This window comes from Paraburkholderia caffeinilytica (assembly GCF_051027425.1).
Classification (GTDB): domain Bacteria; phylum Pseudomonadota; class Gammaproteobacteria; order Burkholderiales; family Burkholderiaceae; genus Paraburkholderia; species Paraburkholderia caffeinilytica_A.
Window position 1 is genome coordinate 1530581 of record NZ_CP186552.1, and the last position, 14886, is coordinate 1545466.

At 61.2% G+C, this 14886-nt stretch carries 16 protein-coding genes; 10 read left to right on the forward strand and 6 right to left on the reverse strand.

The window, feature by feature from the left end; translation table 11 throughout:
* The first annotated feature begins 32 nt into the window (after positions 1 to 32).
* The 10 genes from ACOSV0_RS06720 (at position 33) to ACOSV0_RS06765 (ending at position 10023) form a co-directional block, all read left to right on the forward strand.
* Complete coding sequence (locus ACOSV0_RS06720; protein WP_434109519.1) at positions 33 to 1139, forward strand: porin; 1107 nt, start codon at positions 33 to 35, stop codon at positions 1137 to 1139.
* Positions 1140 to 1186: 47 nt separating this feature from the next.
* Positions 1187 to 2377: a hypothetical protein gene (locus ACOSV0_RS06725; protein ID WP_434109521.1), complete on the forward strand. Its 1191-nt coding sequence runs from the start codon at positions 1187 to 1189 to the stop codon at positions 2375 to 2377.
* A 121-nt stretch (positions 2378 to 2498) separates the two neighbouring features.
* The gene (locus tag ACOSV0_RS06730; protein ID WP_434109522.1) at positions 2499 to 3305 is read left to right on the forward strand and encodes a COG4705 family protein; all 807 of its coding nucleotides are present in this window, start codon (positions 2499 to 2501) and stop codon (positions 3303 to 3305) included.
* Between the two features lie 131 nt (positions 3306 to 3436).
* Entirely contained in the window at positions 3437 to 4540 is a 1104-nt protein-coding gene (locus ACOSV0_RS06735; RefSeq protein ID WP_434109523.1) for a porin, read from the forward strand.
* A gap of 152 nt (positions 4541 to 4692) precedes the next feature.
* The gene (locus ACOSV0_RS06740; RefSeq protein ID WP_434109524.1) at positions 4693 to 4941 is read left to right on the forward strand and encodes a hypothetical protein; all 249 of its coding nucleotides are present in this window, start codon (positions 4693 to 4695) and stop codon (positions 4939 to 4941) included.
* A 210-nt stretch (positions 4942 to 5151) separates the two neighbouring features.
* Positions 5152 to 5619 carry a rhodanese-like domain-containing protein gene (locus tag ACOSV0_RS06745; protein WP_434109525.1) on the forward strand — a complete coding sequence of 156 codons (468 nt, stop codon included), beginning with the start codon at positions 5152 to 5154 and terminating at the stop codon, positions 5617 to 5619.
* A 42-nt stretch (positions 5620 to 5661) separates the two neighbouring features.
* Entirely contained in the window at positions 5662 to 6654 is a 993-nt protein-coding gene (gene epsC, locus ACOSV0_RS06750; protein ID WP_434109526.1) for a serine O-acetyltransferase EpsC, read from the forward strand.
* On the forward strand, positions 6651 to 6926 hold the full coding sequence (locus ACOSV0_RS06755; RefSeq protein WP_434109527.1) for a helix-turn-helix domain-containing protein: 276 nt from the start codon (positions 6651 to 6653) through the stop codon (positions 6924 to 6926). The genes epsC and ACOSV0_RS06755 overlap by 4 nt, the downstream gene beginning before the upstream one ends.
* Before the next feature lie 108 nt (positions 6927 to 7034).
* A complete protein-coding gene (locus ACOSV0_RS06760) occupies positions 7035 to 7967 on the forward strand; it encodes a family 2A encapsulin nanocompartment shell protein (RefSeq protein WP_054040017.1) in 933 nt (310 codons plus the stop codon).
* Positions 7942 to 10023: a family 2A encapsulin nanocompartment cargo protein cysteine desulfurase gene (locus ACOSV0_RS06765; RefSeq protein WP_434109530.1), complete on the forward strand. Its 2082-nt coding sequence runs from the start codon at positions 7942 to 7944 to the stop codon at positions 10021 to 10023. The genes ACOSV0_RS06760 and ACOSV0_RS06765 overlap by 26 nt, the downstream gene beginning before the upstream one ends.
* A 70-nt stretch (positions 10024 to 10093) precedes the next feature.
* Here ACOSV0_RS06765 and ACOSV0_RS06770 read toward each other — a convergent pair whose 3' ends face one another.
* From ACOSV0_RS06770 to ACOSV0_RS06795, 6 genes are all read right to left on the reverse strand, one after another.
* Entirely contained in the window at positions 10094 to 10375 is a 282-nt protein-coding gene (locus ACOSV0_RS06770) for a DUF971 domain-containing protein (protein ID WP_434109531.1), read from the reverse strand.
* Positions 10372 to 11367: a HEAT repeat domain-containing protein gene (locus ACOSV0_RS06775; RefSeq protein WP_434109533.1), complete on the reverse strand. Its 996-nt coding sequence runs from the start codon at positions 11365 to 11367 to the stop codon at positions 10372 to 10374. The genes ACOSV0_RS06770 and ACOSV0_RS06775 overlap by 4 nt, the downstream gene beginning before the upstream one ends.
* Before the next feature lie 64 nt (positions 11368 to 11431).
* Complete coding sequence (locus ACOSV0_RS06780; RefSeq protein ID WP_434109534.1) at positions 11432 to 12217, reverse strand: ABC transporter ATP-binding protein; 786 nt, start codon at positions 12215 to 12217, stop codon at positions 11432 to 11434.
* On the reverse strand, positions 12214 to 13068 hold the full coding sequence (locus ACOSV0_RS06785; protein WP_434109535.1) for an ABC transporter permease: 855 nt from the start codon (positions 13066 to 13068) through the stop codon (positions 12214 to 12216). Before ACOSV0_RS06785 ends, ACOSV0_RS06780 begins: the two co-directional genes overlap by 4 nt.
* Positions 13069 to 13151: 83 nt before the next feature.
* The gene (locus tag ACOSV0_RS06790; protein WP_434109537.1) at positions 13152 to 14582 is read right to left on the reverse strand and encodes an ABC transporter substrate-binding protein; all 1431 of its coding nucleotides are present in this window, start codon (positions 14580 to 14582) and stop codon (positions 13152 to 13154) included.
* Positions 14583 to 14635: 53 nt separating this feature from the next.
* Complete coding sequence (locus ACOSV0_RS06795; protein ID WP_030102639.1) at positions 14636 to 14881, reverse strand: 4Fe-4S dicluster domain-containing protein; 246 nt, start codon at positions 14879 to 14881, stop codon at positions 14636 to 14638.
* Between the last annotated feature and the right edge of the window lie 5 nt (positions 14882 to 14886).

Sequence of the window (14886 nt, forward strand, 5' to 3'; positions counted from 1 at the left end):
TTGCCTTAAAAAATAAATAGTGGAGACAATGAATGAACAAGCTCGCTCTGAGTGCAGCAACATTGTTTGCGTTAATGAGCCAGGCTGTCCACGCTCAAAGCACTCTCACGCTGTACGGCAGAATCGACGAAGGTCTGACGTTCGTGGACAACGAGGGAGGCGGTCATAACACGAAGCTGGATAGTGGCGTGCTGTACCCGAACATTTGGGGCCTCGCCGGTCACGAGGACCTGGGTGGCGGTAACACGGTGGTGTTCAAGCTCGAAGGATTGTTCGATCTGAACAGCGGAAAAATGCTTCCCGCCAATACGGAATTCGCACACCAGGCTCTGATTGGTCTGGAGACGGATTACGGGAGGATCACCATGGGTTACCAGTACGACATGGCCTTCGACTTTTTCAACCAGTTCAACGTTAGCGCGCTCGGCAGTGGCTATGCGATCCATCAGGGGGACTTCGACCACACCAACAACGACCGGATGCCCAATTCCGTCAAATACACCAGTCCGACCATCAAGGGATTTCAGTTCGCCGCGATGTATGGCTTCAGTAATACGGCGGGAAGCTTCCATAACGGTAGCGCGTGGAGTGTGGGCGGGCAGTACGCAAACGGTCCCCTGACGATCGGCACGGACTATACATTCGAGGCCACGCCGACGTTGGACCCGTACGCGCAGATCGGTTTGCGTACCTTCTTCGGCGTTCCGACCGTGACGGGAACCGGCAATTCGGCCACCGACCTCCAGCCGGCCTTCACGCTCCATTCGTTGGCCACGTTCGGCATCGGCGCTTCGTATGCGATCGGCGATTTCACCCTCTACGGCAACTTTACCGACACGACGCTGAAATACCAGGGCGAGGTTTCCGTGATGCACGTGTATGAGGGTGGCGCGACGTATCAGGCTAACCCTTTTTTGCAGTTTGTCGTCGGCTATCAGCACACCGGTTTCCAGGGCCACAACTGGAATCAGGTAACGGCGGCGGCCAACTATGCCCTCTCCAAGAGGACACAGATTTATATCTCATCGGACTACCTGAAAGCATCGGCCGGCGTCGATGCCGTTCTCGGCGAGGCCTTTACGCCATCGTCGACAGGTCAGCAAGCCGACGTTCGCATCGGTATCGTCCACTCCTTCTGAATACATCGATTCGCAGATAAATCGCGTTGGGAAAAATTGACTCAGGGATGAAATTCCAGCCTTGCACGTGGCTGAAAACCGTAACAACTGATAGGAGATATCAACACATGAAACGAACTTACGCTGCAATTGCACTAACGGGAATCCTGGCGATGGTGGCTCATGCATGGGGCAACGAGGCGGCAGACAGTTTGCCAAAGTGGTCTGCCAACATTCCCGTAAAGGTGGCGACACACTTTGCCTTCGACACAAGCGCGACCGCAGACGGAAAGTACTATCTCGCCGACGGATCGAACGGTGCGCTAGATGTATTTGACGCTAAAACCATGACGCTGCTTGCGCAGATTACCGGGGATTTTGCCGGTGTCGGCAAGAGCTTCGATACCTCCTCGCCGGCGGGGGTGACGCCGGTCCCGGGTACGTCATTGGTCTACGTGGGAGACGTCAATTCGGTCAAGCTGATCGATGTGTCGGAAAAGAAACTGGTCAAGACGATCGCGGTCAGTACGACAGGTATTCGCGCCGACGAAGGGTGCCTCGACCCGGAGCACCACGTCGTGATGTACTCGAGCGGCGGCGAAAAACCACCGTTTGCGACCTTCATCGATACCCGGACTCAAACGATCGTCGGCAAACTTTCTCTGCCTGACTCCACCGGTCTCGAGGCGTGCGCGTATGACCCGAAGAACAGAAACTTCGTGCTGAACAACGATGGAACGAAGGCGAATCCGAAAGGCGAGGTCGATGTCATTCCTGTTGCGTCCGTTCTTGCAGGAAAGCCCGTTGTTGCAAAGGTGTTTGCGCTCAAAGGGTGCGGCGCACCGACCGGCATCGCAATCGGACCGGGCAACGATGCGCTGATTGGGTGCGATCCCGATGAGGGGAGCAAGCAGCTGACGTTGATCATCGACCGCAGCAGCGGCAAGACACTTGCTGAATTGCCGTTCGGCGGTGCGGACCAGGTCGCCTATGACCCGGTTTCGAAGCGCTATTTTCTTCCCGCCGGCCACCACTCCGCTGACGGTATTTCTCAGGTCGGTCGGAAAGACGCGAAGTTCGACTCGGCGCTCGGCGTCGTCGACGCGACCACACGGCACTTTCTTGGCAGCGTTCCCGCCGGAATTCATGCGCACTCGGTTGCGGTAGATGGTGAGTTGCACCGGGTATTCGTGCCGCACGCGGGCGGCGTGTCGGCTGAATTTTCCAGCCCAGGGGTATCGGTATTTGCCACGCAGTAAGCGCGTGCCCGGCAAAGGCTGCCCGCTCTCCATTCAGGGGGCGGGCTCTTCCGATCAGCCTGCAGGGGTTGCACCGGCTATGTGCCGTACGTATCAAGGCACCTGACAAAGGAACCATGTGATGAGCAGCATTCAGGATTCAGATCAGCGTCGCGAGACCGATCCCGCCAGTAAAGTCCCGCAGATCACCTTGATGTTCTGGGTGGTCAAGATACTCGCGACCACGGTCGGCGAGACCGGCGGTGACGCCCTTTCGATGACGTTGAAACTCGGTTATGCGATCAGCAGCATCATCCTCCTCGCATTTTTCTTCGTCACGCTGACGGCCCAGATCGGGTCTAAACGGTATCACCCCTTCGTCTATTGGCTCGTGGTGGTCGCCACAACGACCGTCGGCACGACGACCTCGGATTACCTCGATCGCACCGTCGGCCTTGGTTACGTGAAATCGTCCTTCATGCTGTTTTGCGGTGTTCTGCTGATCCTTTACATCTGGCGGCGCGTTGCCGGAAAGGTCGAGTTCGAGAACATCTCGACGCGAAAGGAAGAGGTGTTTTACTGGCTCACGATTCTGGTTTCCAACACGCTCGGGACTGCACTAGGCGATTTCGTCGCAACCAGTGCGGACCTGGGCTTTGACGGCGGCGCGCTGGTGTTCGCCGGCCTGATTGTCATTGTGGCCGCGGCGTACTTCTGGCTAAAGAAGGTCCCACCCGGCGCGCTGTTCTGGGCTGCGTATATCCTCACTCGCCCTCTTGGCGCCACTCTTGGCGATACGCTCACCAAACCCTATAGCGAAGGTGGACTGGAACTGGGCCGAATCACTTCTTCGCTGGTCATTGCGGTGTTCATGATAGTGGGGATCGTCTTGATGTCGAGAAGTCAGCAACGGCGTGCTGTTCGATCGGGGCAGGCCTTGCTGGACTGAGTTAATAACGAACGTCCGGATATCGGAAATGCCGGACGATCCGCACGGCGTACCCCTTGGCGAACAGATATTCCTCCTTGAGGGCGGAGGCATTCTTTTGCGTGGAAAAAAATAAATACTGGAGACTGGCAATGAGAAAGTTTGCGTTGAGTACAACGCTCTTACTGGCGTTGGCGAGTCCGCTCGCTTACGCACAAAGCAGCGTGACGTTGTACGGCATTATCGATGCGGGCATTACCTATTTCAGCAACGTGAACGGCCATTCGAATTTCGTCGCCAACGACGGTTCGATCCAGTCGAATCGTTGGGGTTTGCGCGGCGTGGAGGATGTCGGCGGTGGTACGCGGGTTGTCTTCGACCTGGAGAACGGTTTCAATCTCTACTCGGGCACGATGGTGCAATCAGGCGTGCTGTTTAGCCGTCAGGCGTGGTTGGGTGTTGAAAATCAAACCTACGGCCGGTTCATGCTCGGCAAGCAATACGACTTCTTCTGGGACAACCTCACGCAGTTTGCAATGGGACAAGTCGCGGGTCAGTACTCGTGGCATCCGGGCGACTTCGATCACCTGGCGGGCACGCTGCACATCAATAACGCGATCAAGTACACGTCGCCGAATTACGCGGGACTGCAGGCCGGCGCACTGTATGCCTTTCCTTCGCAATCCGTATCGGCAGGAACCGGGCGGGTGATCGCATTTGGACTGCGCTATTCGAACGGTCCGCTGAACCTCGGCGCTGCGTATACCGATACCCATGATCTCGGCCTGAATGGACCGAGCCAGGCCGGCACGACCTTCTTCCCCGATCTGCCTGGCACGCCGGTACTCGCGAGCAGCGTCAGCAGTTTCGGCGTGGGTGGTAGTTATCGCTTCGGCCGGAGCCTGACACGGCTATTGTTCACCGACACGCACTTCCGCATCGGTCACGACAACGGTTCGATGCCGACCTATGAAATCAACGAAGTATTTCAGTTGACTCCCGCCACGACGCTGATGGGTGGCTACTGGTACAGCAAGCTCGGTTCGCAGAAGTGGCAGAACGGCACGCTGCTGCTCGACTACGCGCTGTCGAAGCGCACCGATGTCTATACGAGCGCGACTTATTTGCGCGCCTCGGGGGGCGCGGCGCCGGTTTTCCTCGGCGGCGGCGCAGCACCGGTGTTTACCCATGGCGTGTACGTCTGCACGGGGCAGTCGTCGACGGCGGTGCGGGTGGGGATCCGCACGCTGTTCTAGCCGCTGGCACATACCGTGAGCGAATGCGCAGCGGATTCGCTGCTGATTAGGGTTTGAGCCGTTCTCCGAAAACCAATCCACAAAAGCTTGTTTGCGATTCCGTATCCAGGTCGCTAGATTCATTCATATAGCAATGAATCGACGGAGGCCGCATGGCCACACTTTCAGCGACGCTTATCTGGGGCGGACTGCGGCATCCGTTGCGAAGCCTGCAGAAGCCATTCTCAAAACGCACGCCGGTCTCGTCTGAGCAATCTTCAGGCGAGACGGCTGCCGCGACCTATCGCCCCCAATCGCCTGAGCAGCTCGAACGCATTGCGGCTTACGCGCGCTGCGGCTATTTCCATATGGAATACACCGCGGGCATGTTTGTCGTTCCGCTCAGGATTCCGCCGGAATAACCGGCGGGTCAGCGGCGATGCGGCTGGGCGCACGTAGCGGGTCAACTGCAAGCAGGAGCGACCGAACTGCTGCTTCTTTAGAAATCACAATTTATTGGTTCGGCTTCGGCCGGCTCTCTTTCATAGTGTCTCCTGATGGCTATAGGCGGTTGCATTCGCAGATGGCTCAGACCCGCGCCTACTGATTCGCGCGATATCGAAGGAGACGTTATGACGCTTGAACTCGCAGAACGACCCACCCACGCGTTGCTTGAAGCCGCCCGTGCGGCTGCCGTCGAAGCCGGTTTGCCCTATGCCGGCGGCCTGTCGCCGCGCGATGCGTGGGCGCTCGTCCAGGCAGGCGGCGCCGTGCTGGTGGACGTGCGCACCGCCGAAGAACGCAAATTCGTCGGACTCGTGCCGGACAGTTTGCATGTCGCGTGGGCGACGGGCACGAGCCTGACGCGCAATCCGCGCTTCGTGCGTGAACTGGAAGCGAAGACTGGCAAGGATGCCGTCTTGTTGCTGCTGTGCCGCAGCGGCAACCGCTCGGCGCTGGCCGCCGAAGCCGCGGCGAAAGCCGGCTTCACGCAGGTCTTCAATGTGCTGGAAGGTTTTGAAGGGGAGCTGGACGGCGCGCAACGGCGCGGTGCCAGCAATGGCTGGCGTTTTCATGAGTTGCCGTGGATTCAGGACTGACCGCCTGATCGCCAACGCTGCACTTTACGGGGAGTAACCGCTGTGGCTGTGTTTGATGTCGATGAGATTGTTCACGCGCTTCAGACAGTCCGCCAGCAATGGCGCGAAGTGCAGAAACGCTCGCTTGAACCGGGCGGGCGCGAATTGCCGGGGCGCGAAGCGCTTGCGGAGGTCGTCGACACGCTGAAGGGCGTGCTTTTTCCGATGCGGCTCGGACCACCCGATCTGCGCCAGGAAAGCGAGAACTTCTATGTCGGTCACGCGCTCGACGCCGCTTTGCATGCGTTGCTGAGTCAGGCGCGCCTCGAGCTTCACTACCGCAGCCGTCATCAGCCGCCGCCTGCCGCCACGATCGAGGCTCAGGCCGGCATCGCGGTGCGTGCGTTCGCGGCACGGCTGCCGGCGATTCGCAGCCTGCTCGATAGCGACGTATTGGCCGCGTTCCACGGGGACCCGGCGGCGGGCAGCGTGGATGAAGTCCTGCTGTGCTACCCGGGCGTGCTGGCGATGATTCACCATCGGCTTGCGCACGAGCTGTACGGTTTGGGACTGCCGCTGCTGGCGCGAATCATCGCCGAACACGCGCATGCGCAGACCGGCATCGACATTCATCCTGGGGCGCGGATCGGCGCGGGGTTCTTCATCGATCATGGGACGGGGGTGGTGATCGGCGAAACGGCCATCATCGGCGAACGCGTCCGGGTCTATCAGGCCGTTACGCTGGGCGCGAAGCGTTTTCCGCGCGACGCGCAGGGGCATCTGGAAAAGGGCCATGCGCGTCATCCGATCGTCGAGGACGACGTCGTGATTTATGCGGGCGCCACGATTCTTGGACGCGTCACGCTGGGGCAGGGCTCGGTGATCGGCGGCAATGTGTGGCTCACGCAGGATGTCGCGCCGGGTTCGCATGTGACGCAGGCCGTGTCGCGCAACGAAGGCACCGGAGCCGGTGCCGCCGCCACTGCTGCGGTTCGCGATCGCACGCCGCGCGAGTCTGCCGCCGCGGAGCCTGCCGTGGCCGGAGCGGTTCGATGAGCGTGCTCGTTCGGGATTTCGGCGCCGCAGTGCGGCGCTTGCGCGAGGCGTCCGGCTGGTCTCAGGAGCAGTTGGCCGAGCACGCCGGACTCAACCGGTCTTATGTCGGCGAGATCGAGCGTGGCTCTGCTATCGCGTCGATCGTCACGCTCGACAAGCTTGCCCGTGCATTCAACGTGCCGGTCGAACGCCTGCTCTGTCACTCGTCCGGCAATGTGGATGTCGCCGCGCTTTCGCATTCCGCTGCCGTCGATCAGGCATCCGCACTTTAGCGCTCCTCGTTGCCGTCTATAGCATGTTGAACGGCCAGGGGCGCCTTCCCATAATCACTTGCATTCATAAGCTTTCCCGTTTTTCTTCTATCAATCCTGGAGCAACAGATGACAGCAACAGTCGGCGGCCTGACGGCGCTCGGCGATACCGCAGCACGGCAACTAGCCAATGCCACCAAAACCGTTCCGCAACTCGCCACGATCACGCCCCGCTGGCTTACTCATCTGCTGCAATGGCTGCCGGTCGAGGCGGGCATCTATCGTCTGAACCAGGTGAAGAATCCTGAAGCCGTGAAGGCAGCCTGCACCGCGCGCGAAGACGAAAGCATTCTGCCGCGCACCTTCGTACCCTACGAAGAGCAACCGCGTGAGTACTTCCTGAATGCGGTCAGCACCGTGCTCGACGTGCACACGCGGATCTCGGATCTGTACAGCAGCCCGCACGATCAGATCAAGGAACAACTGCGCCTCACGATCGAGACGATCAAGGAGTTGCAGGAAAGCCAGTTGATCAACAACCCGGACTACGGCCTGCTCGCGAACGTGGCTGAAGAGCAGCGCGTGTTCCCGCTGACCGGCGCGCCGACCCCCGACGATCTCGACGAATTGCTCACCAAGGTATGGAAAGAGCCGGCGTTTTTCCTGACGCATCCGCTCGCGATCGCTGCGTTCGGTCGTGAATGCACGCGCCGTGGCGTGCCGCCGCCGACCGTCAGCCTGTTCGGCTCGCAGTTCCTGACGTGGCGTGGTATTCCGCTGATTCCGTCGGACAAGGTGCCGGTTGCCGACGGCAAGACCAAGATCCTGCTGCTGCGCGTGGGCGACAAGCGCCAGGGCGTGGTCGGCCTGTTCCAGCCGGGCGTGGCCGGCGAGCAGGGTCCGGGTTTGTCGGTCCGCTTCATGGGCATCAACAATCATGCGATCGCGTCGTATCTGATCTCGCTCTATTGCTCGCTCGCGGTGCATTCGCCGGACGCGCTGGCAGTTCTCGATGACGTGGAGATCGGCAAGTACCATGACTACCCAGACACCTACAAGTAAGCCCATGGATAGCGTCCTGCCGCACGATGTGCCGACCGGTCCGCCCGCGGGTTTGCCTGATCCGGTGACGTTAGCGTCGCTGGCCAATGCATTTTTCTCCGCGTTGCCGGGTAATGCGCCGCAGCCAGGCGGCGCGCGCAGCGTGGCCGCCACGCTGCCGTTCACGGCGCCGGTGACCAGCGAGATCAGCAACCCGGCACCGGCCGGCTCACCACTCGCGGGTCCCGGTGGTACGGGTACCGGTGTGCCTGGCGCAGCCTTGCCGCAGGGACATGTGCCCGGCGGCAACCTACTGCCTTCGGCGCCTACGCACGTTCTTTCGCTGGGGAATCGCGCGCCTGCGCTGGCGCCCCATGCCGCTGCACAGAATGGTTTGCCCGATAGCGCAGTGACCGTTGCGCCCGCACTCGATCCGCGCTTTGGTGGCGCGGCGCTTGGCGTGCCTGAGGCACATGGCGCGCAGCGTCCGTCTGCGGGCGGTGCGTCGCCTACGTCGGCGGGCTCGCCTGGATCTGCGTCGCCTTATTATTTTCTGGGCGAAACGGCACAAGCCCGGACATCGACGGTTGCGTCGCCGGATATCGTCGTGCCGGGTTGGAACGAAGTCAGTGCGCAATCGCTCGGACTCCCTGGTGTCGATGAGCCGCTTGCCGAACAGCGTTTCCCGTACGACAGGCCGGCCGCATCGCAGGCGGTGCCGGGTGCCGGACCGGCAGATCATGCTGGCGGCTCACATTATTTTCTGAATCTGAACGACGCGTCGCGCTATCCCGGGCAAACTCCCGGGCAAACGACTGGCGCGAGAGACGGCGTGCCGCATGCGGGGCCGTCAGCCCACCCGCCGTTCGATGTGAATGCGATCCGCCGCGACTTTCCGATTCTGCAGGAGCGTGTGAACGGCCGTCAGCTGGTGTGGTTCGACAATGCCGCGACCACGCATAAGCCGCAGGCGGTGATCGATCGGCTCGCGTATTTCTACGCGCACGAAAACTCGAACATTCACCGGGCTGCTCACGCGCTGGCCGGCCGCGCCACCGATGCCTACGAAGCCGCACGCAGCAAAGTGCAGCGGTTCATCGGCGCGGCGTCGCCGGAAGAAATCATCTTCGTGCGCGGCACCACCGAAGCGATCAACCTGATCGCGAAAACGTGGGGCGTGCAGCATGTCGGCGAAGGTGACGAGATCATCGTCTCGCATCTGGAACATCACGCGAACATCGTGCCGTGGCAGCAGCTTGCCGCACAAACCGGCGCAAAGCTGCGCGTGATTCCGGTCGATGACAGCGGCCAGGTTCTGCTCGACGAATATCGTCGTCTGCTCAATGACCGGACGAAGATCGTGTCGGTCACGCAGGTATCGAACGCGCTGGGCACCGTGGCGCCGGTCAAGGAGATTGTCGAGCTTGCGCACCGGGCAGGGGCGAAAGCGCTGGTCGACGGCGCGCAATCGGTGTCGCACATGCGGGTGGACGTGCAGGCGCTCGACGCGGACTTCTTTGTGTTCTCGGGTCACAAGGTGTTCGGCCCGACCGGCATCGGCGTGGTCTACGGCAAGCGTGCGATTCTCGAGGACATGCCGCCGTGGCAGGGTGGCGGCAACATGATCGCGGACGTCACGTTCGAGCGCACCGTGTTCCAGCCGCCGCCGAATCGCTTCGAGGCGGGCACGGGCAATATCGCCGATGCCGTGGGGCTCGGTGCGGCGATCGATTATGTTCAGCGCGTGGGCATCGAGAATATCGCGCGCTATGAACACGATCTGCTGGCGTATGCGACGAGCGTACTGCAGCCGGTGCCTGGCGTGCGGCTGATCGGCACGGCGCGCGACAAAGCCAGCGTGTTGTCTTTCGTGTTGAAGGGCTACGAGACCGAGGAAGTCGGGCAGGCCTTGAACGAAGAGGGTATTGCCGTGCGCTCGGGGCATCATTGCGCGCAGCCGATCTTGCGTCGCTTCGGCGTTGAAGCCACGGTGAGGCCGTCCCTAGCGTTCTACAACACCTGCGATGAAGTCGATGCGCTGGTGTCGGTGGTGCGGCGGCTGTCTTCACGACGTTGACGATACGCTGACGAAAAGCGGCGGCCGATCACGGTCGCCGCTTTTCCATGCCTGTATTCATCAGGCCATATCAGGCAATACCCGCCAGATAGTCCCACGGATAAATCCCCTGCGCGTGTCCGTCGCTGAACACGATCTGCACGCCATAGCCCATCGGCTGCACGTCGACAATCGTGACGCGTGACTCGATTTGCGTCGCGTTGCCCACATGTGCCAGACGGCGGCATGTCGAGCAAGGGCAGCGTTCTCGCAGCGTCGCGTTGTCGATCCATTGCGTGTGTCCGTCAGTCCACGTCAATGACAATCGCCCGCTCGCCGCGTGAACCGTGATGTGTTCGGGCGCATTCATCATTGCGCTTTTTCAATTTGCGTCAGCGCGATACGTGCGGCCTTGCGCACTTCCGGATCGGTATCGGCCGCGGCTGCGTGCAAGGCGGGCAACGACGCTGCGTCGCCCAGTTCGCCAAGCGACAATGCCGCCTCCTTGCGCAAGTTGCTGATCGCATGCGTGAGCAGCGCGGCGACCGCCGTGCTCGCGCTTGCTTCGCCGAGTTTGCCCAGCGCGCGGACCGCTTGCAAACGGACTTGCCAGTAGTCGTCGTCAAGCGCTGCGATCAGTGGATCCCGCGCGCTTTGCGCCCGCAGTTTGCCGAGCGTGGCCGCCGCTTCTTCACGGACCTGCCACGCGGTATCGCGTAACGCGCTCAACAATGCGACGACGGTTTCCTCCGTCGCCGCTGCGCCGATACCCAACGCGCCGATCGCCGCTCGCCGCACGGCGGCGTTCGGATCGTGCGCGGCGACTGCGGCAAGAGGGCCAAGTGCACGCTCGCTCTTCAACCAGCCGAGCACGCTGACAGCTTCGAGCCGCACGATGTCTTCGCTTGCCGCCAGTGCGGTTAGCGCGGGTTCCAGCGCGCCTGTGTAGCGTAATTCGCGCAGACCACGCAGCACGGCCTGGCGCACAAACGGATCGCTATGCGTGGTCCACGGCGCGAGCAACGGTCCCGAATCCGTACTCTTCAGATTGGACAGACTCTGCGCGGCCGCGTCGCGTACCGCTTCCGCTTGATCCGCCAGTGCTTCACACAGCGCCTCCACCGCGTCGGCGCGCTCCCACGCACCGAGCACCTCGGCGGCTTGAGCGCGAACGTCGGAGGACGTGTCGGTGCGCAAGGCGGCGACAATCGGTCCGAGCACGGCTTCGTCTTCGAGGTCGGCGAGCGCGAGGAGGGCGATGCGGCGCACGGCGGCATCGGTGGACGCCAGGCGCGGCAGAATTTCGGCGGCTTCCGGATCGAGTGAATCGGGGTCGAACGTAAGCGGAAGCGAAATATCGGTCATGAGTTGAATGGTGTCCGGGTTGAAACAGATGCGTTCGATTCGTATGACAAGCAAGTCACGCGTGTTATGCCGCCGCGCGTAGCAGCGCAAGGCAGTGGCGCTTGATCTCGATGAATTGCGTCTCGGTCGTGGTCTCGTCGTCGCGAGGGCGCTCGAACGTAATGCGCAGATCGGCGACGATACGCGCGGGCCGCTGCGACAGCACCAGGATGCGGTCGGCGAGAAACAACGCTTCGTCGATATCGTGTGTAACGAACAGCACCGTCGTGCGGATTTGTGTCCATACGTCGAGCAGCAGCGTTTGCATCATGCGGCGCGTTTGCGCGTCGAGCGCGCCGAACGGTTCGTCCATCAGCAGCACGCGTGGCCGGTTGATCAGCGCACGCGCGATCTCCACGCGTTGTTGCATGCCGCCCGACAACTGCGCCGGATAGCGTGTGCCGAAGCCGCTTAGACCCACGAGATCGAGCAGCGCGCTCGCTTGCCGGCGCCGTTCATCGGCGGGGAGGCCTTTCATCTTCAGGCCGAACGCGACGTTGTCGATCACGCGTTTCCACGGGAATAGCGTGTGTTGCTGAAACACGAGGCCGCGCTCCGGATGCGGGCGCACGACCCGCTCGCCGTCGACGACAATCTCGCCCGCGCTGGCCGCCACATGGCCGGCAAGCGCTGCCAGCAGCGTCGATTTTCCGCATCCCGACGGTCCTAGCACACAGACGAACTCGCCCGGCTCGACGGTGAAGTCCAACTGCTCGAGTGCGGTGAAACGCTGCTCGCGCACGCCGACCTGCACGCTCAGCGCGCGCACGTCGATGCGGCCGGACGGTTTCGATTGCAATTCGGTGCTCATCGCTGCGACGCCTCCATCCGGTACCACGGTATCAGCGCTAACCCGGCGCGCCGCACCAGCACGCTGCTGCCCATGCCCAACGCGCCGATCAGCAGCATGCCGACGACGATGTCCGCGTAATTCTGCAAGGTGTACGACTCCCAGGTGAAATAGCCGATTCCGTATTGACCGGCGATCATCTCGGCCGTGACGAGACAGAACCACGCGGTACCCATGCCGATCGACAAACCCGTGACGATGGCGGGCGCCGCGCCCGGCAGGATCACTTCGCTGAACAAGGCACTGCCGCGCGTGCCGAGCGAGCGCGCTGTGGCGACAAGCCGAGGATCGACACCTTCCACGCCGTGGATCGTATTGAGCAGAATCGGAAACAGCGCGCCGATGAACGTGATGAACATCATGCTCATTTCCGACGAGGGAAACATCAGGATGGCGAGTGGAATCCACGCAACCGCGGGAATCGGCCGCAACACTTCGAGCGGCGGCAGGACGGCGTCCTCGAATGCCCGATAGCGCCCGATGGCGAGCCCCAGTCCGATACCCACAACACTCGCCGCGACAAAGCCCACCAGCACACGCATGACGCTGGAAAACAGGTGCATCGGCAGTTTGGGCGAGTGGAGCAGGGCCCAGGCCGCCGGCACGACATCGCTTGGCGCAGGCACGTTCGCGAACGTCACCACGCCGAACGAGACATGATGCTCGGCGAGCATTTGCCAGATACCGACGCACGCCAGCACCGAGACGAGTCTGGCCAGCACGCGGGCGAGACGTGCGGGATGCCAGATCCGTTGGATGGCGGCGCTACGCCGGATGCTTACACTTTCCGTGGCTTCGAGAATGGCTGACATCGAGGACTCCCGTGATTGTGAACGCGGCAGGCTAATCAGCTAACACGCAGTTAGCGCGCAATTAGCACGCAGCTAGCGCACAGTTAGCGCGAGGCAACGGCTTGCGTTGCATCGGTCTTCGCGGCGGCGAAATCCACGACGCTGCCGTCCACCTGTTTCGCGTAGCTATCGGCGCTTTCTTTCAGCAGGAATGCGCTGATATTGCCCTTGGCGTCCTTCACGTACCACGCCTGATTGGCGAACAGTTTCAGTCCGCTCGAACGATCCTGGACATACACGACGCGCGCTTTCTTGCCGCCTTGTTCGAGCGTATTGAGCGCCGCGAACGCTTCCTGGGCCGACGCATAGTCGCGCACCTTGCCTTCACCGTCGATCCAGACTTGCGTCACGCTGCGGAAATCGGTGATGCGTTTGCCCGTTTGCGCGTCATTGGCGACGAGCGGCTGTTTCGCGTAATTCTTGAGCGCGACGTCGTAGTTCAGGCCGGACTGTTTGAACGCTTCGCGGATATAACGATCGTCGATGAACGTGTTGACGTCCAGATCGACGTCGGTCTTTTTCAGCAGCTTAAGTGTGTTGATGGCCGTGACAGCGGCTTGCCGGTATTCAGGCTTCCATGTCAGATCACGCGTCTGCAAACCGAGTGGTCCGTGGAACAGGTAATTGACTTCGGCGTCGATGCCGGTCACTTTCTGGATGAGCTGGCTGTATTTCTCCGGGTCTTGCGCAAACAACTGGTTTGCCTCGATCACCGCACGCAAATACGCCACCACAACTTCCGGATAGCGCTTCGCATAGTCCGCATCCACGAGCGTGCCGTGGAACGTCGGCGCGTGAGTTTGGGCGCCGTCGTAAATCTTGCGCGCAAAGCCGCGGAACGGGAACAGTTCAGCGAACGGCACAAAGTCGGCGTGCGCGTCGATCTTGTGCGCTTTCAACGCGCTACCTGCCACTTCGGGCGACTGCGTGATGATGTTCACGTCGGTGTCGGGATTCCAGCCCTGAGCCGTGATTGCCCGCAGCAACATACCGTGCGCCGCCGAAGCGAACGGCACCGAGATCGTTTTGCCCTTCAGGTCGGCGATCGAACGAATCGATGAATCGCCCGGCACCACGATGCCGTTGCCGCTGCCGTCGATACTGCCCGAGAGGACCGTGATAAATACGCTCTTCTTGCCGGCCTTCTGGAAAGCCACACCGTTCAACGAACCGGGAAAGTCCGCCATCGATCCGAAGTCCAGTTTGCCCGCCACCATTTCGTTGGTTATCGGCGCACCGGAGGTGAAATCTTTCCACTGCACGTCGTATTTGACGTCCTTGTATTTGCCGTCGTGCGGCAGATATTTATCGAGCAGATTCAACTCGCGGATCAGCAGGCCGCCGGCTGCGCAATTGATCGTCGTGTCCTGAGTGCCGATTGCGACGCGGATCGTCTCGGCGCGCGCCGAGATGGCGGTGAGGGAAAACAGGCTGCTCGCGAAGAGCATGGCGGCAAGCAAACGGCGGATAGTCATGAGTTAAACCCCGATTGATAGAGAAACGGCGCTTTGGTCTGGATGGTTCGCTGCTAGCGCAGCAGATAAGGGATGTCGACCCTGACCGCATCGGTCGGGCAATCTTTTTCGCACGGCATGCAGTACCAGCATTCGTCGAACTTCATATAAGCCTTGCCTTTGGTCAGATCGATTGCGAGCAGATCGAGCGGGCATACGTCCACGCAGACCGTGCAGCCTTTATCGGCGATGCATTTGTCTTCGTCGATCGTGACCGGCGCGGCGCTGCGCTGAAAAATGTTGTGCGGTGTCGTAGACATGGTGG